This window comes from Streptomyces sp. CNS606 (assembly GCF_000426325.1).
In genome coordinates, this window is record NZ_AUFD01000024.1 from 1 (window position 1) to 23,630 (window position 23,630).

General features: G+C 74.9%; 14 protein-coding genes and 1 rRNA gene. 7 read left to right on the forward strand and 8 right to left on the reverse strand.

Annotated elements, in window-relative coordinates; genetic code table 11:
* Positions 1-107 (reverse strand): 16S ribosomal RNA (locus K304_RS0117255); the annotation flags it as partial.
* 543 nt (positions 108-650) lie between these two features.
* Complete coding sequence (locus tag K304_RS0117260) at positions 651-1,190, reverse strand: MarR family transcriptional regulator (RefSeq protein ID WP_037790831.1); 540 nt, start codon at positions 1,188-1,190, stop codon at positions 651-653.
* Between the two features lie 189 nt (positions 1,191-1,379).
* On the opposite strand from K304_RS0117260, the gene K304_RS29505 reads away from it, so the two are divergent.
* Positions 1,380-2,738 carry an MFS transporter gene (locus tag K304_RS29505; RefSeq protein WP_051308550.1) on the forward strand — a complete coding sequence of 453 codons (1,359 nt, stop codon included), beginning with the start codon at positions 1,380-1,382 and terminating at the stop codon, positions 2,736-2,738.
* A 39-nt stretch (positions 2,739-2,777) separates the two neighbouring features.
* On the opposite strand, the gene K304_RS0117270 is transcribed toward K304_RS29505, so the two are convergent.
* Positions 2,778-4,568, reverse strand: coding sequence for a SpoIIE family protein phosphatase (locus K304_RS0117270; protein ID WP_027764789.1), 1,791 nt, complete (start codon positions 4,566-4,568; stop codon positions 2,778-2,780).
* A 209-nt stretch (positions 4,569-4,777) separates the two neighbouring features.
* The gene (locus K304_RS0117275) at positions 4,778-6,175 is read right to left on the reverse strand and encodes an FAD-dependent oxidoreductase (protein ID WP_037790833.1); all 1,398 of its coding nucleotides are present in this window, start codon (positions 6,173-6,175) and stop codon (positions 4,778-4,780) included.
* A gap of 339 nt (positions 6,176-6,514) precedes the next feature.
* Here K304_RS0117275 and K304_RS0117280 point away from each other — a divergent pair, with 339 nt between their 5' ends.
* Positions 6,515-7,276 (forward strand): TetR/AcrR family transcriptional regulator, encoded by a 762-nt coding sequence (locus K304_RS0117280; protein WP_051308551.1) that lies wholly within the window; start codon positions 6,515-6,517, stop codon positions 7,274-7,276.
* 124 nt (positions 7,277-7,400) lie between these two features.
* Positions 7,401-9,365: a sigma-70 family RNA polymerase sigma factor gene (locus K304_RS0117285; RefSeq protein ID WP_027764792.1), complete on the forward strand. Its 1,965-nt coding sequence runs from the start codon at positions 7,401-7,403 to the stop codon at positions 9,363-9,365.
* On the opposite strand, the gene K304_RS29510 is transcribed toward K304_RS0117285, so the two are convergent.
* Both K304_RS29510 and K304_RS29515 read right to left on the reverse strand, forming a co-directional pair.
* A complete protein-coding gene (locus K304_RS29510; protein ID WP_486591707.1) occupies positions 9,352-12,837 on the reverse strand; it encodes an AfsR/SARP family transcriptional regulator in 3,486 nt (1,161 codons plus the stop codon). The two genes, K304_RS0117285 and K304_RS29510, sit on opposite strands and share 14 nt — an antisense overlap.
* A 495-nt stretch (positions 12,838-13,332) precedes the next feature.
* Positions 13,333-15,804 (reverse strand): asparagine synthase-related protein, encoded by a 2,472-nt coding sequence (locus K304_RS29515; RefSeq protein ID WP_078529264.1) that lies wholly within the window; start codon positions 15,802-15,804, stop codon positions 13,333-13,335.
* 636 nt (positions 15,805-16,440) lie between these two features.
* On the opposite strand from K304_RS29515, the gene K304_RS0117300 reads away from it, so the two are divergent.
* Positions 16,441-17,934: an NsdA family TPR-like regulatory protein gene (locus tag K304_RS0117300; protein WP_027764793.1), complete on the forward strand. Its 1,494-nt coding sequence runs from the start codon at positions 16,441-16,443 to the stop codon at positions 17,932-17,934.
* Positions 17,935-18,063: 129 nt separating this feature from the next.
* A complete protein-coding gene (gene lhgO / locus K304_RS0117305) occupies positions 18,064-19,326 on the forward strand; it encodes an L-2-hydroxyglutarate oxidase (RefSeq protein ID WP_051308552.1) in 1,263 nt (420 codons plus the stop codon).
* Positions 19,327-19,352: 26 nt separating this feature from the next.
* On the opposite strand, the gene K304_RS33405 is transcribed toward lhgO, so the two are convergent.
* Positions 19,353-19,697 carry a hypothetical protein gene (locus K304_RS33405; RefSeq protein ID WP_158687353.1) on the reverse strand — a complete coding sequence of 115 codons (345 nt, stop codon included), beginning with the start codon at positions 19,695-19,697 and terminating at the stop codon, positions 19,353-19,355.
* A 199-nt stretch (positions 19,698-19,896) separates the two neighbouring features.
* On the opposite strand from K304_RS33405, the gene trmB reads away from it, so the two are divergent.
* Complete coding sequence (trmB, locus tag K304_RS29520; protein WP_486591708.1) at positions 19,897-20,712, forward strand: tRNA (guanosine(46)-N7)-methyltransferase TrmB; 816 nt, start codon at positions 19,897-19,899, stop codon at positions 20,710-20,712.
* Positions 20,713-20,814: 102 nt separating this feature from the next.
* The gene (locus tag K304_RS29525) at positions 20,815-22,323 is read left to right on the forward strand and encodes a PrsW family intramembrane metalloprotease (protein ID WP_078529268.1); all 1,509 of its coding nucleotides are present in this window, start codon (positions 20,815-20,817) and stop codon (positions 22,321-22,323) included.
* A 38-nt stretch (positions 22,324-22,361) separates the two neighbouring features.
* On the opposite strand, the gene K304_RS0117325 is transcribed toward K304_RS29525, so the two are convergent.
* Positions 22,362-23,570 (reverse strand): cytochrome P450, encoded by a 1,209-nt coding sequence (locus K304_RS0117325; RefSeq protein WP_027764796.1) that lies wholly within the window; start codon positions 23,568-23,570, stop codon positions 22,362-22,364.
* Positions 23,571-23,630 lie beyond the last annotated feature (60 nt).

Consider the following 23,630-nt stretch of genomic DNA (forward strand, 5'->3'; position numbering starts at 1 on the left):
CACCCGTTCGCCACTAATCCACCACCGAAGCGGCTTCATCGTTCGACTTGCATGTGTTAAGCACGCCGCCAGCGTTCGTCCTGAGCCAGGATCAAACTCTCCGTGAATGCTTCCCGGATATCCGGGTCGACACATCACGAGAGCGGAACCGCCGGAGGAATAACCCGACGATCCACAGCGTCCTCGCTGTTGTGTTTCAAAGGAACCACGCCCCCACAAAACAGGGGGACGGGGTATCAACATATCTGGCGTTGACTTTTGGCACGCTGTTGAGTTCTCAAGGAACGGACGCTTCCATCGGAACCCTTTCACAGGCTCCTCCGGGCGCTTCCCTTCGGTGTTTCCGACTCTATCAGATCTTCTTTCCCGATCTGACCCCCTGTCGGCGGGGTACTGCTGGGTCCTGCTTTTCGCCTTGCGGCGTGTCCACCACGTTAGAGGATTTACCCGCCGGCTCCAAATCGAGCCTTTCGAAAGAAATTCCGGCATGCCGAAATCGCTCCCGATGGGAGATCACACTGAGTAGTGGGTGCCGTCATACGACGACGGAATCGGTTACCCGGAGGACCAGGGGTCCCCGTGGCAACCCGATGAACATTACGCACCCGGGTGGTCCGTGTCAAACGCCCTCGGCGGGGCGCGTGCGCGCTTCACTCCAGGTCCGTCAGGCGGCCGCTCGCGTCCGGCTGCGCGTCCTCGACCCGGCGCAACAGACGGGTCAGGAGCTCGCCGAGCACGGCGCGTTCGGCAGGAGAGAGGTCCTGGAGCAGTTCCTCCTCGAAGACGGAGGCGCTGCGCATGACCTCCAGCCACTTCTCCCGGCCCAGGTCGGTCAGTCCGATGATGACGCGGGTGCGGTTCTCCTCGTCGCGCTCGCGCGTGACGAGCCCGGCGGTGAGCATGCGGTCGATGCGGTGGGTCATGGCCGCCGCGGTGAGGCCGAGACGTTTGGCGATCGTGCCGGGCCAGAGCTGGTAGGGGTCGCCGGCCATGACCAGCTCCTTGAGCACCTCCCACTCGGCGCTGCCCAGCCCGAGGGTGCCGAGCTGCCGCCCGTAGGCCACGCTCATGCGCCGGTCCAGTCGGGAGAGCGCGTTGACCACCTTCTCGACCTGGGGGTCGAGGTCGCGGAACTCGCGCTGGTAGATGGCGATCTGCTCGTCGAGGGGCGGCTGACTGTCCGGCGGCATGGTGTCGAGTATCGCACGAAACCGATTAGCGTCGAAGACCTGCGAGATGTAGTGTTTAGCTTCGAACTTTAGCTCTGAACTAGTCGTCCTCGAAGCCCACCCGCACGTCCGGGAGCCGCACCGCGTCCTTCGTGTCGCGGTCGTGTCCCCGCTGCGGGCACGGGCTTCGACCTGCCTGGGAAGGTGAGTGTGACTCTCGAGAAGGGCGCGAACCTGCGCCGCATCCAGCTCGGCAACGCACTGTCGGCGTTCGGCAGCGGCTTCACCGTGCCGTACCTGTTCCTCTATGTGGCTCAGGTACGCGCGCTCGGTTCCGGTACGGCCGGCGCCGTGCTCGCCGCCTTCGCCGCCGCTGCGCTGCTGGTTCTGCCCCTGGTGGGGCGGGTCATCGACCAGCGCGGGCCGCTGCCGGTGGCGCTGGCCGGTGTGGGCGCGACCTCCGTGGGTGCGCTCGGGGTGGGTGTGTCCGACACCGCGCCGTCCGTCCTGGCCGCCGCGGCGCTGATGGGCGGTGGCATCGCCGTCATCCAGCCCGCGCTGGCGACCATGATCGTCTGGTCTTCGACCACGGCCACCCGTTCGCGGGCCTTCGCGACCCAGTTCCTCCTGCTCAATCTGGGCCTGGGCCTCGGAGGGCTGCTGGGCGGGCAGATCGTCGACGAGCACCAGCCCTCGTCGTTCACCCTGCTGTTCTCGATCGAGGCCGTGATGTACCTGGTGCTCGGCGGCGTGCTGCGGACCGTGCGGCTGCCGAAGCCGGGCGGTGCCAGCACGGGGATGTCCACCACGGAGGCGGACCGGCCCGGCGGCGGGTGGCGGCAGATGCTGTCGCACCGGGCGATGCTGCTGCTCTGCGTCATGGGCTTCGTGCTGTTCTTCACCTGCTACGGGCAGTTCGAGTCCGGCCTGGCCGCGTACGCGGTCGAGGTCACCGGCATCTCGACGGCCACCCTGGGCGTCGCGCTCTTCGCCAACACCTCGGTCATCGTGGTCGCCCAGTTCGTCGTGCTGCGGCTGGCCGAGGGCCGGCGCCGCAGCCGGATCGTCGCCCTGGTCGGTCTGGTGTGGACGGTGGCCTGGCTGGCGGCCGGCGTCTCCGGCCTCGTGCCGTCGGGCCAGGCGGTGGCGACCGCGCTGCTGATCTCCACCTACGCGCTGTTCGGGCTCGGCGAGGCGATGCTGTCGCCCACCGTCGCTCCGCTGGTCGCGGACCTGGCGCCGCAGCGCATGGTCGGGCAGTACAACTCGGCGTTCGCCCTGGTGAAACAGCTCGGTGTGGCGGTCGGTCCTGCCGTCGGCGGCCTCATGGCCGCGCAGGGCCTGCACGCCGCGTACATCGTGATGCTGGTGCTCTGCTCGCTGGGCATCTCGGTGCTGGCCCTGTGGATGGGGCGGCACCTCACCGCGGAGCAGGACAACCCGTCGGTGGCCGGCGGCTCGCGAATCGTCCGCAAGGGCGGCCCTTCCGCGCAGCGAGGGGCGGACACGACGGACGGGCACGCCACGCCTCCGGCCGGCGCGCCCGCTGTGGTGCCCACCGCGAGTTGACCCCGGCCGTATCCGGGGCGGGGCGCGCCGCGCGTACGGTCAGCTGCCCGCGGGCAGCGCGAACTCGCACCAGACGGCTTTGCCCCCGCCCTGGGTACGCCGCGAGCCCCACGACGAGGCGACCGTGGCGACGATGGAGATGCCGCGTCCCGCCTCGTCCACCGGGTCCGCGCGGCGGCGCCGCGGCAGATGGTCGTCCCCGTCCGTGACCTCCACGATGAGCCGCCGGTCGGTGCGCCGCAGCCGGAGCCGCATCGGCGGGGTGCCGTGCTGGAGGGAGTTGGCGACGAGTTCGCTCGCGGCCAGCACTCCCAGGTCCTGCACCTCGGTGGAGAACCGCCAGGAACTCAGCACGCCGGACGCGAAGGCGCGGGCCCGCGGCGCGGCTTCCGTACCGCCGAGCAGGTCGAGTGAGGCGCCGCGGAAGCGCTCCGCGTCGTGCCCGGTGCGTTCGGGGTGCTGGAGGACCAGCACGGCGACGTCGTCGTCGTGTTCGGCGGTGATGCGCAGGGCGCGCAGCATCCGGTCGCACACCACCTGCGGGGCGCCGGTGGCACCGGCGAAGGCCCGCTCGAGGACGGCGAGCCCTTCGTCGATGTCCGCGTCGCGGCGTTCGACCAGGCCGTCGGTGTAGAGCAGGGCCGTGGCGCCCTCTTCGAGCGCGAGCGAGCCGGAGGTGTGCAGCCATCCGCCGGTGCCCAGCGGCGGACCGGTGGGGTCGCTGGCGGACTGCACCGAGCCGTCGGCCGCGCGGACCAGTATCGGGAGGTGTCCGGCGGAGGCGTAGTGCAGCCGGCCCTCGCTGGGGTCGTGCACGGCGTAGACGCAGGTCGCGATCTGGCTGGCGTCGATCTCGGAGGCCAGGCCGTCGAGCAGCTGCAGCACCTCGTGCGGCGGCAGGTCCAGTCGCGCGTAGGCCCGTACGGCCGTGCGGAGCTGGCCCATGACGGCGGCGGCCCGTACGCCCCGCCCCATCACGTCGCCGATGACGACGGCCGTCCGGCCCGCGCCGAGGGTGATGACGTCGTACCAGTCGCCGCCGACGGCGGCGTCCGTCCCGCCCGGCTGGTAGGTGGCGGCGACGCGGAGTTCGTCGGGCTGTTCCAGTTCCTGCGGGAGCAGGCTGCGTTGCAGGGTGACGGCGGCTTCGCGCTGCCGTCTCTCACTGCTGCGGACCCGCTCGGCGGACTCCACCTGGTCGGTGACGTCGGCGGCGAAGATGAGCACGCCTCCGTCGTCGGCCGCGGGGATGGGCGTGCAGGTGAAGGTGTAGTAGGCGGTGCTGCGCGGGCCGTGCGCGGGCGCCACGCGGCGGGACTTCACCGTACGAGGGCGGCCGCTGCGCAGGACCTGGTCCATCAGCGGCAGGAGTCCGAGCTCGTCGAGTTCGGGCAGGGCGGTGCGGGCGGGTTCGCCGCCGCTGCGCGGGCCGAACACCTCGGCATAGGCGTCGTTGACGTAGGCGACGCGGTGGTCCGGACCGTGCACCACGGCCACCAGTGCCGGGACCTGCCCGAGAAGGTCGTGCACGGTGAGTGCCTCGATCGCGCCGGGCAGCTCGGGGTCCGCGCCGTCCGGCCCGCCGCGCCGACTGCGCCCGGCCCGGCCCTGCTTGGGGCGGTGGCGCTCTCCCCGGCCCGCGTCACCGCCGCGCGGTTCGCCGTGGCCGGCGTCGGTGCGGCCGGATTCGCCGCGGGCGGCCGGGACCGTGCCGGAGACGCCGGTCTGCGAGCCGGACGGCTGCCGCACTTTCGTGCCCTTGGCGGCCTGCGCGGCGGCGGTGCGCCGCTGGGTGCCGGGCAGTCGGGCGCTCCAGCGCGTGAAATTCACGTCGTCCGAATCCTCGCATGTGTCCTGAGCGTCGCCGCGTCGCGCGGTGAGCGCCGGTGTCGTCGTTCTTGCAGCGGCCGACGTGTCGTCACTGTGTGCCGGTGCCGCCTTCACCCATGGTCACACGTCCAGTGTGACCCACCGCACTGACACCCCTGGCGGGCGCGGACGGGCGGCTCGTTCCCGCCGTGGCGCCGGGTGCGGACCGTTCAGCTCGCCTCGGGGTGGCGGCCCGTGCCCGCCGCCAGTTCGAACTCCGCCCTGGGATGTTCGAGTGAACCGAGCGAGACGATCTCCCTCTTGAAGAGACCGGAAAGCGTCCACTCGGCGAGCACCCGGGCCTTCCGGTTGAAGGTCGGGACGCGGCTCAGGTGGTACGCACGGTGCATGAACCAGGCAGGGTAGCCCTTCAGCTTGCGTCCGTACACATGGGCGACTCCCTTGTGCAGACCGAGGGAGGCGACCGAACCCGCGTACGCGTGGCGGTAGTCGGCGACCTCACCGCCGTTGAGGACGGCCGCGACGTTGTCGGCGAGTACCCGGGCCTGGCGTACAGCGTGCTGGGCATTGGGGGCGCACTCGGGCTTCCGCTCGGAGCCGTCGGCGTTGCGGCCGCCGCCGTTGCCGTTGCGTTCGGCGGCCAGGTCGGGGACGGCGGCGGCGTCGCCGGCCGCCCAGACGTGGTCGGTTCCGTCGACGCGGAGCTGCGCCGTGCAGCGCAGCCGCCCGCGGTCGTTGAGGGGCAGCCCGGTCGCGGCGAGGATGGGGTGCGGCTTGACGCCGGCGGTCCACACGAGCGTGCGGGAGGGGTGGCGGGAGCCGTCGCTGAGCACCGCGACGCGCTTCTCGCAGGTCTCCAGGCGGGTCTCCAGGCGCACGTCGATGTTCCGGGCGCGCAGCTCGCGCAGGGCGTACCGGCCCATGTCCTCGCCCACTTCCGGAAGGATCCGGTCGCTGGCCTCGACCAGCAGGAACCGCAGGTCCTCGGGCTTGAGGTTGTGGTAGTAGCGGCAGGCGTAGCGGGCCATGTCCTCCAGTTCGGCGAGCGCCTCGACGCCCGCGTAGCCGCCGCCGACGAACACGAAGGTGAGCGCGGCGTCGCGCACGTCCGGGTCGCGCGTGGAGGAGGCGATGTCGAGCTGCTCCAGGACGTGGTTGCGCAGCCCGATGGCCTCTTCGACGTTCTTGAAGCCGATGCCGTGTTCGGCGAGGCCGGGCACGGGGAGGGTGCGGGACACGGATCCGGGTGCGAGGACGAGTTCGTTCCAGGTCAGCTCGATCGGGCCGGAGCCCTCCTCGGCGGTGGCGAGGGTCTCCACGGTGGCGACGCGGGCCTCGGGGTCGATCGTCTTGACCTCGCCGACGACGACCTGGCAGTCGGGCAGGGTGCGGCGCAGCGGTACGACGACGTGCCGCGGCGAGATGGAGCCGGCCGCCGCTTCGGGAAGGAAGGGCTGGTACGTCATGTACGGCTCGGGGTCGACCACGACGATCTGGACGTCGCCCTTCCGGAGCTGCTGCCTGAGTTTCCGTTGCAGGCGCAGCGCGGTGTACATGCCGACGTATCCGCCGCCGACGACGAGAATGCGCTCAGGTTCGTTCGTCACTCGTCCATGACGCACCCCGGGCGCCGTGTTTGTCCACAGGTCCGCGCGGATTGTGTGACAGATGGAGGCAGAAGTTCCGCTTGCTTGCGGCATTCGGGTGAGGTGGGGTCTCCGCAGCTCAGAGGCGATATTCGATGATCGTCCGGAGAGTGCGGGGAGGGTGGTGAACGCGCCGGACGGGGTGGTGAAAGCGGCGCACGAAAATTGCCCCTTCTCTCTTGACGTGGGCTCAACTATGTTCGTAAGCGGACGGGGGCGGCTTCCAGTGCGTTGTCCGTGCGCACGACCACACATGGGGCGGGGGTCTCCGGGGGGAGACACCATCACCGGGGGAAATACATGAGTTTTCAGGGGATTCAGGGCTCTTCTTCACGTTCCGCTCCGCTGCGGGTGGACGCCCAGCGCAATCTGGAGCACGTACTGCGGGCGGCGCGTGAGGTCTTCGGCGAGCTGGGATACGGCGCGCCGATGGAGGACGTCGCCCGCCGGGCGCGCGTCGGGGTGGGGACGGTCTACCGCCGGTTCCCCAGCAAGGAGGTGCTGGTCCGGCGGATCGCCGAGGAGGAGACCGCGCGGCTGACGGAACAGGCGCAGACGGCTCTGGGGCAGGAGGACGAGCCCTGGTCGGCGCTCGCCCGCTTCCTGCGGACGTCGGCGGCTTCGGGAGCCGGGCGGCTGCTGCCGCCCCGCATACTGCGCGCCGGAGCCGCGCGCGACGCCGCGGAGGGACGGGCCCTGGTGCCGTCCCCGCGCGAGGCGCCGGAGCACGGCGGCGGCAGAGCAGGGCGGTCCGGGCAGCCGGACCTGCGGCTGGTCGAGCGGGTCCCTGCGGGGGGCGCCCCGGCCGGCCGCGAGGAGGACGGACCCGACGGGTTCGGCCCGGACGAGACCGACCCGCTGGGCGTGGAACTCCTCGACGTCGTCGGACAGCTGGTCGAGCGCGCCCGCGCCACGGGCGGTCTGCGCGAGGACGTCTCCGTCGGCGACGTGCTGCTGGTGATAGCCACGGCGGCGCCCACCCTGCCGGATCCCGCGCAGCAGACCGCCGCCTCGGCCCGGCTGCTGGACATCCTGCTGGACGGACTGCGCGCCCGCGACTGACGTCGAACATGCCCCGGAAGGGTGAACGGCCCTTTCCCGGGCCCTCCTCGGGGGCATCCGCTGTGGCACGCTGTGCCGGATCACCGGAGTTCGCGCGGCAGCAGCCGGTTCGGGGGCGTGCGGGATGGGCGTTGAGGGCGACGGGCAGCCGTCGGACGGCGAGCTGCGCCGGGAGGGCACGGGCGAGTCCACGGTCCCGCCCGTGCCCGGGCAGGGCGGCTCGGTCGCCGCCGTTCCGCCGGGCCCCTCCGCACCGCCCGGCGGCGGACACGCGACCGCAGGAGGTGCGGGGCCCGACGGCGCGGCGGCGGGCCGGGGACCGGCCGGGCGTTCCGTCCCGCAGCAGCGCGAGTGGCGCGGCGCAGGGCGTTCCGAGTCCGGCGGCAGCCCGGCGGAGTCCGACTCCGCGCTGCTCCGCCGGATGCGGGGCGGGGACACCACCGCGTACGAAACGCTCTACCACCGCCACGCGGGGGCCGTCCGCCGCTACGCGCACACCTGCTGCCGGGACGCGCACACGGCGGAGGACCTGACCAACGAGGTGTTCGCCCGCACCCTCCAGGCCGTACGGGCCGGGGCGGGCCCCGACACGGCGGTGCGCGCGTACCTGCTCACCTCGGTGCGGCGGGTGGCCGCGGCGTGGGCGCGGACCGCGAAGCGGGAGCACCTGGTGGAGGACTTCGCCGCCTTCGCCCAGTCGGCGGCCGGAGCCTCGCGCACCGTGCCGGGGGGTTCGTCGCCGGACGAGGACACGTTGTCGCTCGGCGCGGACGTGCGGGCGATGCAGGACGCCGACCGGACCATGGCCGTGCGGGCGTTCCGCAGCCTGCCGGAGAAGTACCAGACCGTGCTGTGGCACACGACCGTGGAGGAGGAGTCGCCCAGGGACGTCGCCCCGCTGCTGGGGCTCTCCGACAACGCGACGGCGGTGCTCGCCCACCGCGCACGGGAGAAGCTCAAGCAGGCCTACCTCCAGGCGCACGTGAGCCGGGCCGGCGCAGACGGCGGCGCATGTGCCACGTATGCCGACCGGCTCGGGGCCTACGCGCGCGGCGGCCTGCGCATGCGCGCCGAACGCGGGCTGCGCAGGCACCTGGAGACGTGTGCGGCCTGCCGGGCGGCGGCACTCGAGGTCGTGGACCTCAACGCGCAGATCAGGCTGCTCGTGCCGGTGGCCTTCCTGGGCTGGTTCGGTGCGGCGGGCGGGACGAAGGCCCTCGGCCTGCTCACGGGCGGCGGCGCGGTCGCGGGCGCCGCGGCGACCGGCGGCGCGGCGGGCGCGGGCGCAGCGGGTGGCGGCGCCGTCGCCGAAGGCGTGGGCGCACCCGTGAAGATCGGCGTCGCGGCGGGCGTGGTGACGGCGGCCGGAGTGGCCGTGGCCCTGACCCTGATCGCCGACGACCAGCCGGCCCCCGCACCGCAGGCCAAGCCCTCCGTCGCCCCCACCGCCCCGTCGCCCCCACCACGCTCGCCGCAGCCTGCGCCCGAGCCGGAACCGCCCCGGCCCGCCGCCCCCGTGGACCGGCCGAGGGCCGAGCCCCCGGCCGCCGCGCCGCGCCCGGATCCCGGGCCGTCGTCCCGTCCACCGCGGCCCCAGCCCGCCCCCGAGCCTCCGGCGCCCTCTCCCCCCTCGCCCACCCCGACTCCGACGTCTCCGCCGCCCGCGCCGGAGACCTTCCGGCTGGCGCGGCTCGGCTGGGACGCCGCCCGGCCCGGCCCTCGCGGGGACGCCCCCACCTTCCGTGCCGGGGCGAGCAGTTGGCTGTGGCAGCGCTACGGCGGCGTGCGCGTCCCCGCCCCCTCGTCGGTGACGGTCGACCTCAACCGCGGCTGCATCTCGTACGACGCGCTGGCCCGCGTCGACCGGCTCACGCTCACCGACCGTGCCGTGCGCTTCGCCGTGTTCGGTGACGGGTCACGCCTGTGGCAGTCGCAGCCGGTCCGGCGCGGCGCGGCTCCGGTACCCGTCCGGGTACCGCTGACCGGGGTGCGGACGGTACGGCTGGTGGTGCAGCCCGTGAGCCCGCAGGGCCCGGCCGACCGCCTGCTGCTCGCCGACTGGGCGGACGCGCGGATCAGTTGCCGTTGACCGTACGGCCCGCCGGGCGCGGCACGGCGGTGGTGTGGTCGGGGGTCTGGGAGCCGCCGCCCGCGCCGGCGAGTGCGTCCAGCAGCCGTACGGCCTCGTGCACCTCCAGCGCCGGACTGCCCGGTCCGCCCCCATTCTCCGCGGCGGCCCGCGCCCGCACCCACGCGTCCTCACGCCGTTCGGGCACGCTCGCGGGCAGTGCGCCGCGCATCGCCCGGCCGGCGTCCGCGAGGCGCAGCGCCTCGGCGGGATGACCGGCCTGCAGGGCGATCACCGCCGCGTCCAGCAGCACGTGGGCCACCAGCGCCTCGGGGGCGGTGCCCCGCTCCACGAGCCGCAGCGCATCCCCCACCTCCGCCAGGGCCTGCCGGGCCCTCCCGGCGAGGGAGGTGATCCGTGCCCCGAGCGAACCGATGGCGATGGACAGCACGTCGGGCGGCGAGCCGTGGCAGGCGTACGCGCGGGTCTGCTCCCACAGCGCGCGCCCGCGCTCCGCGTCGCCGCGCTCCAGGGCCAGCAGGGTGCGCACCAGCGAGGCGTATGTGCGGGCGTCGGCGACGCCGAGGCGTTCGCCCTCCTCCTCGGCGCGCAGCGTCATCTTCTCCGCCTGTCCGCTGTCTCCCTGCCGGTACCAGGTCTCGGCGATGCGGGCGAGCAGGAACGGCATCTCCAGGAAGGCGCCGAGTTCCTGCGCGTACCGCAGCGCGGTCTCGAACTCGGCGCGGGCCCGCTCGTAGTGCCCGCGCGCCGTCTCGATCTCGGCGCGGAGTCCGCAGACCTGCCCCAGCAGCCAGCGGTCGCCGGTCGTTCCGGACAGCGCGTCGATCTCGGCGAGGTCGGCGGCGGCGCGTTCGAATCCGCCGGGGGTGTCGAAGCGGAGGTGCGCCCGGAAGAGGAGCACGATCCCGAGCTCCCACGGACCGGCCAGCGCACGGCAGTTGGCGACGCTCACGTCCATCAGCGGCAGCACGGCCTGCGGTCCGCCCTCCAGATACGCGGAGAACGACCACAGCAGGCCGGGGAACCGGGTGCTCTCGGGGGTGGGTGCGCTGAAGGTCTCCAGCAGTTCGCGGGCGACGCGCAGGAACTCCTCGGTGAGCAGGCGTTCCTGGCCGTACTGCTCGTGCATGAGGAAGTACCGGAGCAGCTGGAACTCGCGGTACGCGACCTCCTGCCACGCCTCGCGCGCCGCCCGTTCGTCCGGGAGCAGCGCCAGCACGCGGTCCACCCAGGCGGCGCCCTCGTCGCGGTAGTTGCGCAGCCACCAGAACCAGCCCATGCCGCGCACCAGAGCGGTGGCGGCCTCGGCGTCGGCCTGGCGCCGCACGCGGTCGAGTGCGGCGCGGATGTTGTCGAGGTCGGCCTCGATGCGCGGCAGCCAGGCCAGCTGTTCGGCGGAGCGCAGGCGGGGTTCGGCGGCGGTGACGAACCGCAGAATCTGCTCGGTGTGCCGGGCCGCCGCCCGCGCCCGTTCGGCCGGGTGCTCGGCCGCCCGCTCCTTGGCGTATTCGTGGATGGTCTCCAGCATGCGGTAGCGCACACCGGTCTGGGCGGCGGACCGCGGACGGTCGGCGATCAGGATGGACTTGTCCACGAGCGCGGCCAGCACCTCGTACACGGCGCTCTCCGGCACGGGGACGTCCTCCTCGCCCGCGCAGACGTACTCGGCGGCGGAGAGGGTGCAGCCGCCTGAGAAGACGGAGATGCGTCGCAGGACCGTGCGCTCCCGGGCGTCCAGCAGGTCCCAGGACCAGTCGACGACGGCCCGCAGCGTCTGCTGCCGGGGCAGCACCGTACGGCTGCCGCTGGTCAGCAGGCGGAAGCGGTCGTCCAGCCGGTCGGCGATCTGCCGTGGCGTCAGCGACCGCAGCCGGGCGGCGGCCAGTTCGATGGCGAGCGGCAGCCCGTCCAGGCGGCGGCAGATCTCCTCCACCGCGGCCCGGTCCTGCACGGAGGCGGCCGGCGTGAAGTCCGGCCGTACGTCGGCGCCACGCTCGGCGAAGAGCCGGTGCGCGGGGACCGGCGGAAGCGGCTCCACCGGCCGTACGGTCTCTCCCGGCACGCCCAGCGGCTCGCGGCTGGTGGCCAGCACGGTCAGGCCGGGGCAGTGGGCGAGAAGCGTCTCGGCGAGCGCGGCGGCCGCGGCCACGACGTGTTCGCAGTTGTCGAGGACGAGCAGCAGGCGGCGGTGCGCGCAGTGTTCGAGCAGCCGGGCGGTGGCGTCGGCGGGCTGGGTCTCGTGGCCCGACGCGGTGCGGCTGCCCTCGAGGGTGCCGGCGAACAGCGTCGTCTCGCGCCGTCCGAGCGCGCTGAGCACGGCTCCGGGGACGGCGGCGGGCTGGTCCAGCGGGGCCAGTTCGACGAGCCAGGCACCGTCCGGATAGGGGTCGCCGTCCGGGGCGTCGGCGCCGTCGGGGGACGGGTCGCCGTCGGGATGCCGCGTGCCGCCGTCGTCGGCGAGGGTGCGGAGGGCCGCGGCCGCCGACTGCTCGGCCAGCCGGGTCTTGCCCGACCCTCCCGGGCCGGTCAGGGTCACCAGCCGGGAGCGCCGCAGGTCCGCGCGGAGGGTGTCGAGGTCGGACTCACGGCCGACGAAGCTGGTCAGGCGGGCGCGGAGATTGCCCCGCGGTTGCCGTGGGCGCGGCTCCTCGTGCGGCGCCGGGGCCCGCCGCGGCGCCTCCGCGGACGCGGCCGGCCCGGCGTCCCCCGTGCCCTGGGGGGAGCGGCCGGTTCCCAGCAGTTCCGCGTGCAGGGCGCGCAGTTCCCCGCCCGGGTCGACGCCGAGCCGGTCGGCGATGTCCCGCCGCACCGTGGCGTACGCCTCCAGCGCTTCGGCCGTCCGCCCCGCGTCCCGGAGCGCCCGCAGGTGCAGGGCCTGCAGCGGCTCGTCCAGCGGCGACGCGGCGGCGAGCTCGCGGATCTCCGGCAGCACGTGCTCGGCCCGGCCGAGGGCCAGGTCGGCGGCGATGCGGAGCTGTACGGCGGTCCGGCGCAGCGCTTCCGTACGGGCGGCGGCGGACGTCGCGTCCGGCAGGTCGACGAGCGCGGGCCCGCGCCACAGGGCGAGGGCCTCGCGGAGCAGCGCGGCGGCGGCGGCGTCGCCGTCCCCTTCCAGCGCACGGCGGCCCTCGTGGGCCAGGCGCTCGAAACGGTGCAGGTCGACGTCGTCCGGACGGGCGTCCAGCCGGTAGCCACCGGGCAGCGACAGCACCGCGTCCCTGCCGAGGGCCCGGCGCAGGCGGCCGACCAGCGCCTGGAGCGCGGCGGGCGCGTCGGCGGGGTGGGTGTCCGCGTCGCCCCACACCTCGCCGATCAGCACCTCGACGGGCACGGCGGGCGAGGGGGCCTCCCCGGCGCGGAGTGCGAGGGCGGCGAGCAGCGCCCGGAGCCGGGTGCCGCCCAGCGGCAGCGGGGCCCCGTCGGGGTCCCGCGCCTCCGTCGCGCCCAGGATCAGATACCGCACGGTCCCCATTGTCACTGCCCCCCGCCTGGCGTGCCCTGCAATTTCACGGTACGTGACGCGCCGCCGCGCGCCTGCCCCGCCGCGGTGCCGCGCAGGCCGCCGTTCCGGCGGGGGCCCGGCCGCGGCGCCCGTCCGGCCCTGCGCCCCGGCCCGGCGCCCCGGCGGGGCCGGGGCGGCGCCCCACGACCGCGGCTGGGCCCGCGCAGTCGCGGGCGGCGCCGGACGGCCGGCTTGTTCCCCGACGCGCGTGCCCGCCGTCGCGGCGGCGCACGGGCCGGGGGTCGGGCGCGCACGGTCCCGCGAGACGCTGCCGGGCGACTGGAGCGGGGGGAGGCGTCCTCCTCAGCCCCGGCCGGTGAGGGCCGTGCCAGGCCCGCCCGGGCGGAACACCCCGGCGACCGGCGGGACTGCCGCGCCGCAGCGGGTGGAGCCGGCACCCCGTCCCTCACCGCGCCTGTCACGCCCTTCGGCAGGGCCGTGCAGCTCTCGCGGCCCCGGAGCGGGTCAGAGCATGGGGCGGTCGGGGGTGGGGGTGACGACGGCGGTGGCGGCGCGCTGGCGGGGGGCGTCGGCGCCGGTCCAGCAGGTGCCGCGGCGGGCGATCAGGCGCTGCAGCCAGATCTCCGTGGACACCAGGTCGGCCAGCCCGTCCAGCGGGACGCGCTCACCGTCGGCAGCGGCCCGGAGTGCGCGGCGGACGACGCGGGCCTCGATGAGTCCGGCCTCGGCCAGCAGCGGGGCGGTGAAGAGGTCGGCGAGCGGGTCGGCGGCGGCGCGGAGACCGGCGCGCGCGGAGGCGTGCTGGCTGGCGTGCGAAGGGGCGCCCCACCCGGGGGGCACGTCGTGCACGCCGGCGCCCGCCAGCACCGCGCGCAGTACCGACGCGCGGGCGCCGGGCTTCACGCGGGCGGCCTCGGGAAGTTCGCGGCAGGCGCGCACGACCTGGTTGTCGTAGAAGGGCGCGTGCAGCCGCTGGTTGCGGATCTCGGCGGCCTGTTCGAGGACGCGGTGGTCGGCGGCCTGGCGGGCGAGTGCCGCGCGGGCGCGGCGTTCGCCCGGGCGTTCGACGATGGGCCGGACCCGTGCGGCGCCCTCCAGCAGCAAGGAGACCTCGGCGAGGGCTTCGCCGGTCATCCAGCGGGCGGCCGGTCCGGGACGGCACCAGGTGAGGGCGGCCAGCGAGAGGTCCAGGGTGCCGGTGCCGCCGGTGCCGCGCGTTCCGGCGGGCGAGGGGCCGCCGCGGGCGCGGGGGATGCCGGCGGCGGCGCCGGTGACGCGTCCGTCGCGGAGCTGCGCGGCGGCGGCCTCGACGCCCTCGCGGTAGGGGGTGCGGGCGAGGCGGCGTGCGGCGCGGTAGACGGTGACGGGGACGAGTACGGAGCGGCCCGCCCCCGGGACGCCGCCGGTTCCGCGCGCCGCGTGGGCCGGGTCGGCGGCGTCCGCTCCGTCGGCCCGGTCGCGTTCGGCGGCGCGTTGCGCGGCGCGGAGACCGGCGCGTTCGGCGCCTTCGGCGCGGGCCAGCGCGGCGACGGGCCGCAGCAGGTGGCGGCGTCTGCGGTCGAGCAGCAGGTCGGCGAGGCGCGCGGGGTGGGCGTCGAGGACCTGGCGGGCGCCGAGACCGACGAAGTGGTCGGCGCTGCCGGCGGCCAGGCGTCTGCGGTGCCGTTCGGCGGCGACGAGGGAGGGGCCGGGCTCGTCGGTGAGCGGGCCGCTCTCCAGGTCGGCGTACGGCAGGCACTCGTCGCCGCCGGTGACGACGATGTGGTGCAGGCGGGGGTTCTCGGCGAGGAGCCGGGCGCGTTCGATCTCGGCTGCGCGGCCTTCGGCCGCGCCGGCGGCGGTCAGGTCGTTGAACGTGACGGCCAGGAGGCGTTCCCCGGCCGACGCGGTGCCGGTGCCGTGGACGGTGCCGGGCATGCCGGGCAGCCCGGCGGCGAGCAGCGCGAGCGTGGCGGACGCGGGGCCGCCGGACAGGTCGGCGCCGATGCCGGGCTCGGGGGCGCCGCGCGCGGCGCGCCGGTCGGCGGGGCCCATGCCGGGCACCGGGCCGGGGTCGCGTGGCCCCGGGGGCGTGAAGTCGTGTTCGGAGGCGTGCCGGGGTGCCGCGAGCCGGGCGCGTACGGCCGCGACCAGCGCGTCGCGCACACCGGCGACGGCGAGGTCGGGGTCGAGCGGCGGCGGGGCGGAGACGGCGAGGGAGGCGGTGGGTTCGTAGCCGACGATCTCGCGGCTGCTCTCGCGCAGGACCAGCGCGTGGCCGGGGGGCACGCGTCGCACGCCCGCGTACGGGGTGCCGTCGCCGAGTGCCTCGGGCGCGTCGGGGCAGGCGAGAAGCGCGGCGAGGTGGGAGATGTCGAGTTCGGCCTCGATGAGGTCGGCGAGCGGGAGGGCGGCGGTGGCGTAGGCGGTGCCGCCCGCCCAGGGTGCGTGGAACACGGGCCGCGCGCCGGCCAGGTCGGCGGGGACGGTGGTGCGCCGTCCGATGCGGACGACGACGGTGTAGCTGCCGGGCCAGGCCGTCAGGTGGCGCAGCGCGCCGCCGCGCGCGGTGTACAGGCCGGCCCGCAGCTCCTCGTCACCGGCGCCGCAACTGCCCAGCACCGCGAGGCGGTTGCCGCCGTCGCCGTGCACGACGCGGACCTCGTCGGGTCTCCAGTCGCCGACCGCCCACAGCGGATCGCTCTCGCCCGGTCCGCCCCACAGCAGTTGCCCGCCGACGGGGCGTACCGTTTCGCCGCTCACCTCGCCGGGGACACCGGCGAGCCCTCCGTACGCCCCGGCAGGGCCGTACGCGGTCCCCGTCCCGTGACCGCCGGAGCCGTACGACCGGCCTGGTCCGTAGCCGCCGGAGCCGTGGCCCGCGTGACCGTAGCCGCCCTGGCCGTAGCCGCCCTGGCCGTACGTTCCCGCTCCTGTGGGGCCCGGGACGCCCGCGGGGCGCGCCGCAGGGCTGTTCCAGCCCACCAACCACCGCATGGCCGCCCGCCTCCGCCCGTCAGGTCCAAGCTCGAACAGGTCCGCAGGCTCGCAACGTTCAAGGATTCGGTGCTGCTGCCAGCCGCTTGTAGCGACCATGCTGCCACGCCTCGGGCGCATCGGAGGGGGATAGGGGGCGCACGTTTGCGTGACGTGCACCGCTTGCGCGCCCACCGGCGTGGGGGCGGCGGGTGGAATATGCCGGGGGAGTCGACCGGTGTCATTTCGGCCAGATTGTCGGCCCGGGAGGCACCCACCGCCCCCCGGACCGCGCCGCCGCCCGCGGGGAATGGGGTCGGCGGTCTCCCCGGCCCACCGGTACAGAGCGGCGGGCCGACCCACGCGGGACCCATGGAAGCGCTTCCGGACCTCCCGCCCAAGGCGCACGGGCGGGCGCACGGCCACACTCCGGGGGCACGTGACGCGTGCGTGCCCGGGGCCGTGCGCCACGGGCACGAATCCGCCAACCGCCGCCGCTCCTCTTAACGGTAGGGATGCGGCGAACTACTGTGGGTGCAGTACTTTCCCGCGCCACGGCGTGGCGGGAGTCCCCGGCCCGCCCGGCGAACCGGTCGGCGCGGGCGGGGAGTTCCGCGTGCGCCGGAAGCGCGGCCGTCGCTGTGTCAGGGGTGCCGCATGTCCAGGGAGCAACGCGGGCCGAACGATAAGCTCGGCACCGTACTCACCCTCGCCGGGATCAGCAACGCCGGACTCGCCCGCAGGGTCAACGACCTGGGCGCACAGCGGGGTCTGACGCTCCGCTACGACAAGACGTCAGTGGCGCGGTGGGTGTCGAAGGGCATGGTGCCGCAGGGCGTCGCGCCGCACCTCATCGCCGCGGCGATAGGCAGCAAGCTGGGCCGGCCGGTACCGCTGCACGAGATCGGGCTCGCCGTGTCCGACCCGGCTCCCGAGGTCGGGCTGGCCTTCCCGCGGGACGTGCGCGACGCCGTGAAGTCCGCGACCGACCTGTACCGCCTCGACCTGGGCAACCGGCGCGGCGGCGGCATCTGGCAGACGCTCGCCGGTTCCTTCGCGGTCAGCGCGTACGCCACCCCCACCTCGCGGTGGCTGATCACGCCCGCCGACAGTTCGGTGGCACGCGAGCCCGCCGAGACCGCCCGGCCCGCCGACGCGGCAGCGGGCCGCGAGGACCCGTCCGCCCCACGGCAGGATGCCGCCGGCCAGGGCGACGCGGCGGCCACCGCGTCGCTCCGGGTCGGCCACACGGACGTCGCCAAGCTGCGCGAGGCCGCTCAGGAGGCACGTCGCTGGGACTCCAAGTACGGCGGCGGCGACTGGCGTTCGTCGATGGTCCCGGAGTGCCTGCGGGTGGACGCCGCCCCGCTGCTGCTCGGCGCCTACTCCGACGAGGTCGGCCGTGCGCTGTTCGGCGCCACCGCCGAACTCACCCGCCTCGCCGGGTGGATGGCCTTCGACACCGGCCAGCAGGAAGCCGCCCAGCGCTACTACATCCAGGCGCTGCGCCTGGCCCGCGCCGCGGCGGACGTGCCGCTCGGCGGGTACGTGCTGGCTTCCATGTCGCTGCAGGCCACCTACCGGGGTTTCGCCGACGAGGGCGTGGATCTCGCGCAGGCCGCCGTCGAACGCAACCGCGGTCTGGCCACCGCGCGCACCATGAGCTTCTTCCGGCTGGTGGAGGCCCGCGCGCTGGCCAAGTCCTGCGACGCGCAGGCGTGCGAGGCGGCGATCACCGCGGCGGAGGGCTGGCTGGAGCGCGCGCGTCCGGGCGACGCCGACCCCTCCTGGCTGGACTTCTACTCCTACGACCGGCTCGCCGCCGACGCCGCCGAGTGCTACCGCGACCTGAACGCCCCGCGCCAGGTCCGCCGCTTCACCGAGCAGGCGCTGTCCCGGCCGACGGAGGAGTTCGTGCGCTCGCACGGCTTACGGCTGGTGGTGTCCGCCGTCGCCGAGCTGGAGTCCGGCAACCTGGACGCGGCCTGCGCGGCGGGCACACTCGCCGTCGAGGTCGCGGGCCGCATCTCCTCCGCCCGCACCACCGAATACGTGCGCGACCTGCTGCACCGCCTGGAGCCGTACGGCGACGAGCCCCGGGTCGCGGAGCTGCGCGAACGGGCGCGTCCCCTGCTCAAGACCCCGGCGTGACCGGACCGGGGACCCCGCCGTGACGTCCGGCCGCAGCCCCGCGGGCCACCCCGGCCACCGCCGCGCGGACCCCCTTCGCCGCCGCCCGCCCCCCTGCCGCACGCATCAATCCCGCCCCCACCGGTCATGATGAGAAGCGTGTCGTCCCCGGAGAACCTCGCGCCCGCCCACCCCCGCGGCGCCGCCCTGGACTGCGACGTGCTGGTCGTCGGCGCCGGCATCGTCGGCCTCTCGACCGCGTACGCCGTCACCCGCGCCGCGCCCGGAACGCGCGTGATCGTGCTGGAGAAGGAGGGCGCCCCGGCCCTGCACCAGACGGGCCGCAACAGTGGCGTGATCCACAGCGGGATCTACTACCGGCCCGGCTCGCTGAAGGCCCGCTACGCCACCGGGGGCGCGGCGGAGCTGGTGAAGTTCTGCGCCGCGCACGACGTGCCGCACGAGGTGACCGGCAAGCTGATCGTCGCCGTCGACCGGAGCGAGCTGCCGCGACTGCACGCGCTGGTGCAGCGCGGCCGTGAGAACGGCATCCCGGTGCGCGAGCTGGGCCCGGCGCAGCTCCGGGAGTACGAGCCGCACGTCCGCGGCGTGGCCGCCATCCACGTCGGCACCACCGGCGTCTGCGACTTCACCGCGGTCGCCCGCACCCTCGGCCGCCTGGCGGAGGAGGGCGGCGCGGCCCTCCGGTACGGCGCGGAGGTCGCCGCGGTCGACCGGCGCGCGGGACGCGGCGTGGCCGTGCGTACGGCCGACGGCTCGGTGCTGCGCGCGCGGGCGCTGGTCAACTGCGCGGGTCTGCACTGCGACCGCATCGCCCGGCTGGCCGGCGACGACCCGGGCATGCGGATCGTCCCCTTCCGCGGCGAGTACTTCGAACTGGCCGAGGAGCGGGCGGACCTGGTGCGCGGCCTGGTGTACCCGGTGCCGGACCCGGCGTTCCCGTTCCTGGGCGTGCACCTGACCCGCGGCATCGACGGCGGGGTGCACATCGGGCCCAACGCCGTGCCGGCCCTCGCCCGCGAGGGCTACGCCCCGACGACGCTGCGGCCGCGCGAACTGGCCGGCGTGCTGGCCTACCCGGGGGCCTGGCACCTCGCACGCCGGCACTGGCGGTACGGCGCGGGCGAGGTGCACCGTTCGCTGTCCCGCCACGCCTTCACGGCGGCGGTGCGGCGGCTGCTGCCCGGGGTGACGTCCGGCGACCTGTGCCCCGCGCCCGCGGGCGTACGGGCGCAGGCGGTGCTGCCGGACGGCACCCTTGTGGACGACTTCCTGTTCGCCCAGTCGCCGCACACGGTGCACGTGCTCAACGCGCCGTCCCCGGCGGCGACGGCCTCGCTGCCGATCGGGCGCGAGGTCGCCGCACGGGTGCTGGCCGCGCTGGCCCGCTGACGTGCCGGTCCGGCCCGGCACGACCTCTACCTGGACTTCGGCTTCGTCCTGGTCTTCGGCGTGGACTTCGGCTTGGACGTGGACGGCTTGGACGTGGACGGCTTGGACGTGGACGGCTTGAACGTGGACTTCCCGGAGTCCTCGTCCGACGAGTCGCTGTCCGAGGAGGCCGTGCCGGAGGGAGTGCCGGAAGGGGTGAAGGAGGGCGTACCGGACGGGGTGGGGGAAGGGGTGCTGGAGGAGGTGCTCCCCTCCTTGCTCTTGCGGCCGTCGCCGGAATCGTCGGAAGTGCAGGCGGCCATCGACACCAGAGCGGTGGCGGTGGCCGCGAGCAGGGCGGTGCGGCGGAGTGTTCTCTTCGTGCGCGGCATGTGTCCCCCGTGGGCTCGGTCGTGCGACCGCCCGATCCCCGCCGGGCGCGGACGTGAGCGTACGACGACCCGTGCCTCGTTGGCGCGCCCATGACCAACGGGCACAGGACTGTGGCGCTGCTGGTACGGCCTCGGTACGGAGGCCGCGTCCGCCCGCGTCTCCGCCTGCCCTCGGGCCGGCCTCCGGGGCGCCCGTAGAATCGGACGCACTGTGTCCGACAACGCCTCCACCCCAGCTCAGCCCGCCCGCCCGGCCGCCGAGGAGCGGTCCCGCACACCCATGTTCGCGCCCGGCGCCGGCCCGGCCGCCGACCCCGCCGGCTCGCACCACGAGCGCCGCATCCGCAGCTTCCAGCCGCGCCGCAGCCGCGTCACCCACGGCCAGCGCAAGGCGCTGGAACGGATGTGGCCCCACTGGGGCGTGGACGTGGACGGCCTGTCCCGGCTCGACCTGGACGCCCTCTTCGACTCGCTGCCCGCCGGGTCGCCGGTGGTCTGCGAGATCGGCTTCGGCATGGGCGAGGCGACGGCGCAGATGGCCGCGGACGATCCGGCGACCGGCATCCTGGCGGTCGACGTGCACACCCCCGGCCAGGGCAACCTGCTGCGGCTGGCGGAGCGGAACGACCTCGTCAACGTCCGCGTGGCCAACGGCGACGCGATCATCCTGCTGCGCGAGATGCTGCCGCCCGACTCGCTGTCCGGGCTCCGCCTGTACTTCCCTGACCCCTGGCCGAAGAAGCGGCACCACAAGCGGCGCATCGTGCAGCCCGAGTTCCTCGACCTGGCCGCCGTGCCGCTGCGTCCCGGCGCGCTGGTGCACCTGGCGACGGACTGGGAGCCCTACGCGGAGCAGATGCTGGAGGTCCTCACCGCGCATCCGGCTTACGAGAACGCCTCGGCGGGCGGCGGTTTCGCCGAACCGCGCCCCTCGGTGCGGCCGATGACCCGCTTCGAGCGGCAGGGTCTGCACAAGGGCCACGGGGTGCGCGACCTCCTGTTCCGCCGCGTCTGACTCCCTCCGGGGCGCCACGGATGGTTGCCGCGACCACGCATACGCCGCCACCGACGCACGGACGTTCCCCGCCCCGCCCGCACCCCTATTACTGTCGTACACGTGCATGACGAGGCCGCGCCGCAGGCGCCACCGCAGACGGAAGCCCCTCCGGCGCCCGCCCCGACGGTGGCACCGGAGGCGTGCGCGGCCCCCGAGCCCTACGCGGCGCCCACCGACGACGGCGCGCAGCCGCGGTTCCCCGCGATGCCGGCGTCTGAGGCCGACTGGCGCTACCGCCCGCCGCGCACCCCGTCCTGGTGGCATCGCCACGCGCGGACGCTACGGCTGCTCGCGGTCGCCGGCGTCCTGGTGCTGTGCGGGGTGGTGATCCTCGCGCTCGTGCGGGAGCAGACCGGCACGGACGGACTCCTCGTCGGCCTGCTGCTGGCGCTGCTGCCGGTGCCGCTGCTGGTCGCGGCGTTCCGCTGGGTCGACGGGGTCGAGCCCAAGCCCTGGAGCCAGCACGTCTTCGTCTTCGGCTGGGGCGCCTGCGCGGCGACCCTCATCGCGCTGCTCGCCAACACCTTCACCACGGCCTGGCTGGCCGGGTCGATCGCCGGGTCGGCGTCCGAGGCGGATCTGCTGGGCGCGGCCGTCGTCGCGCCGGTCGTGGAGGAGGTCGCCAAGGCGATCCCCGTGGTGCTCCTCTTCTTCTTCCGGCGGCGGTACTTCACGGGCGTGGTGTCCGGCATCGCCGTCGCCGGCCTGACCGCGGCCGGCTTCGCCTTCACCGAGAACGTGCTGTACCTGGGCCGCGCGTACGGCGGGGACGACACCGGCATGCCCTACGAGGCGGGCGCCTCGGCAACGGCCGCGACGTTCGTCGCGCGCATCCTCATGTCGCCGTTCGCGCATCCGCTGTTCACCGGCCTGACGGGGGTGGCGTTCGGCATCGCCGCCGCGCTGCCGCACCGGCGGCGGCGCTGGCGTGCGCCGGTCGCGCTCGCCGGACTGCTGACGGCGATCCTGCTGCACGCCATCTGGAACGGGGCGGCCTCGCAGGCCTCGTTCACCTTCCTCTTCGTCTACGCCCTGTTCATGCTGCCCGTGCTGGGCACCCTGATCTGGCTGGCCGTGTGGTCGCGGCTCGGCGAACTGCGCACCGTGCGCGAGTCGCTGCGGACGTACGTCGCCGCGGGCTGGCTCGCCCCCTCGGAAGCCTGGGCGCTGGGCACCGCGCGGGCCCGCAGCCTCGCCCGCGACGTGGCCCGCCAGGGCCGCGGCCCGGACGCGGCCCGGACGGTCGCCGAGTACCAGCACTTCGCCACGTCGCTGGCGCTGCTGCGCGCCCGCGCCGAACGCGGCATCGCCGTCAGCGACTTCCACGCCCGCGAGCAGGAGCTTCTCCACCACCTGTGGACCCGCCGGGCGACGGCCGCGCCGCCGACGCAGCGCGCCGCGGCGTCGCTGTCCCGCCCGGCGCCTCCGCCCCGCATCCCGGGCCCGCCCGGCCCGTACGGCCCGCCGCCCGGTCCCCACCGGCCCCCGGGACCGTACGGGCCGGGACCTGGTCCGGGGCCGGGGCCGTACGCGCCGCCGCCGGGGCCGGGTCCGTACGGCCCCCGCTGACGTTCATCCGGGCGGCGGACCTGTCGCCGCCCCGGGCCTCAACGGGCCTCGGCAGGACCGCCGTCCAGCCGTACCGGGAAGGACTGGAGGTCGTTCTGGGTGAGCACCGGCTGGTTGCGGATCTCCTCGACGGGTACGGCGAGCGCCAGGGCGGGGAAGCGCGCGAAGAGCGCCGGCAGGGCGATGACCGCCTCCAGACGGGAGAGGGCGGCGCCGGGGCAGATGTGCGGGCCGTGGCCGAAGGTCATGTGGCGGATCGGCGTGGGCCGGGTGATGTCGAACGCGTCGGCGTCCTCGCCGTGCTGCGCGGTGTCCCGCCCGATGGCCCGGTAGGAGATCACCACGCCGTCGCCCTCGGGGACGACTTGGTCCCCGACCTGGATGTCCTCCGTCGCGAAGCGCATCAGCAGGTGGGTGGTCGGGGTGTCCCAGCGCAGGGTCTCCTCGACGACCGTGTCCCAGCCGATCTCGCCGTCCAGGACCATGCGGAGCTGGTCGGGATGGGTGAGGAGGGCGCGGACGGCGTTGAGGATGAGGCCGATGGTGGTCTCGTGCCCGGCGGCGACCATGGCCTTGAGGTTGCCGACGACCTCCTCCTCCGTGAGGGGTTCGCCGCCCTCGTCGGCGAGGATCAGGGCGCTGGTCAGGTCGTCGGCCGGGCGGGCGGTCTTCTCCCGCACCATGTCGGCGAAGATGCCGTCCAGTTCGTCGATGGCGGCGAGGCGTTCGTCCTGCGGGGTGAGCATGGAGAAGAACGCGGTGTAGAGCTCGCGCAGCCTCGGGTGCAGGTCCGGGTCGACGCCCATCAGGTGGCTGATCACCGACATCGGCAGCGGGTGGGCGAAGACCGCCTTGAGGTCGACCGTCCGCCCGTCGACGCCCTGTGCCGCGAGGTCGTCCAGCAGGCGGCCGGTGATCTCCTCGATGGCCGGGCGGAGTTGCTCCAGCCGGCGCGGGGTGACGGCCTGCGCGGTCTTGGTGCGCAGCCTGCGGTGTTCGGCGCCGTCGACGGTGAACATGGAACGGCCCGCGTCGATCATGCCGATCAGCGGCCACTCGCGGGTGACCACCCCGGTGCGGAACAGCGTCCAGCGGTTGATGTCCTTGACCAGGCGCGGGTCGGTGAGCAGCCGCCGGGCCTCCGCGTGGTGCGTGACGGTCCACGCCGGGACGCCGAGCAACTCCATTCGGGTCAGCGGCCCTTCCTCCCGCAACCGCCGGGTCTCCCCGTCGAGGTCGCCGACCATCGGGTCGAGGGCGAGGGGGCAACGGCCCTCGGCCGCTTCGCGGCCGTCGGTCGCGGGAGT

Coding starts and splice junctions, on each gene's coding strand:
- K304_RS0117280 (WP_051308551.1), top strand. CDS start 6,515: ATGAGTTTTCAGGGGATTCAGGGCTCTTCTTCACGTTCCGCTCCGCTG.
- K304_RS0117300 (WP_027764793.1), top strand. CDS start 16,441: ATGTCCAGGGAGCAACGCGGGCCGAACGATAAGCTCGGCACCGTACTC.
- K304_RS0117325 (WP_027764796.1), bottom strand. CDS start 23,570: ATGGTCGGCGACCTCGACGGGGAGACCCGGCGGTTGCGGGAGGAAGGG.
- lhgO (WP_051308552.1), top strand. CDS start 18,064: ATGAGAAGCGTGTCGTCCCCGGAGAACCTCGCGCCCGCCCACCCCCGC.
- K304_RS0117285 (WP_027764792.1), top strand. CDS start 7,401: ATGGGCGTTGAGGGCGACGGGCAGCCGTCGGACGGCGAGCTGCGCCGG.
- K304_RS33405 (WP_158687353.1), bottom strand. CDS start 19,697: ATGCCGCGCACGAAGAGAACACTCCGCCGCACCGCCCTGCTCGCGGCC.
- K304_RS29515 (WP_078529264.1), bottom strand. CDS start 15,804: ATGCGGTGGTTGGTGGGCTGGAACAGCCCTGCGGCGCGCCCCGCGGGC.
- K304_RS0117260 (WP_037790831.1), bottom strand. CDS start 1,190: ATGCCGCCGGACAGTCAGCCGCCCCTCGACGAGCAGATCGCCATCTAC.
- K304_RS29510 (WP_486591707.1), bottom strand. CDS start 12,837: ATGGGGACCGTGCGGTATCTGATCCTGGGCGCGACGGAGGCGCGGGAC.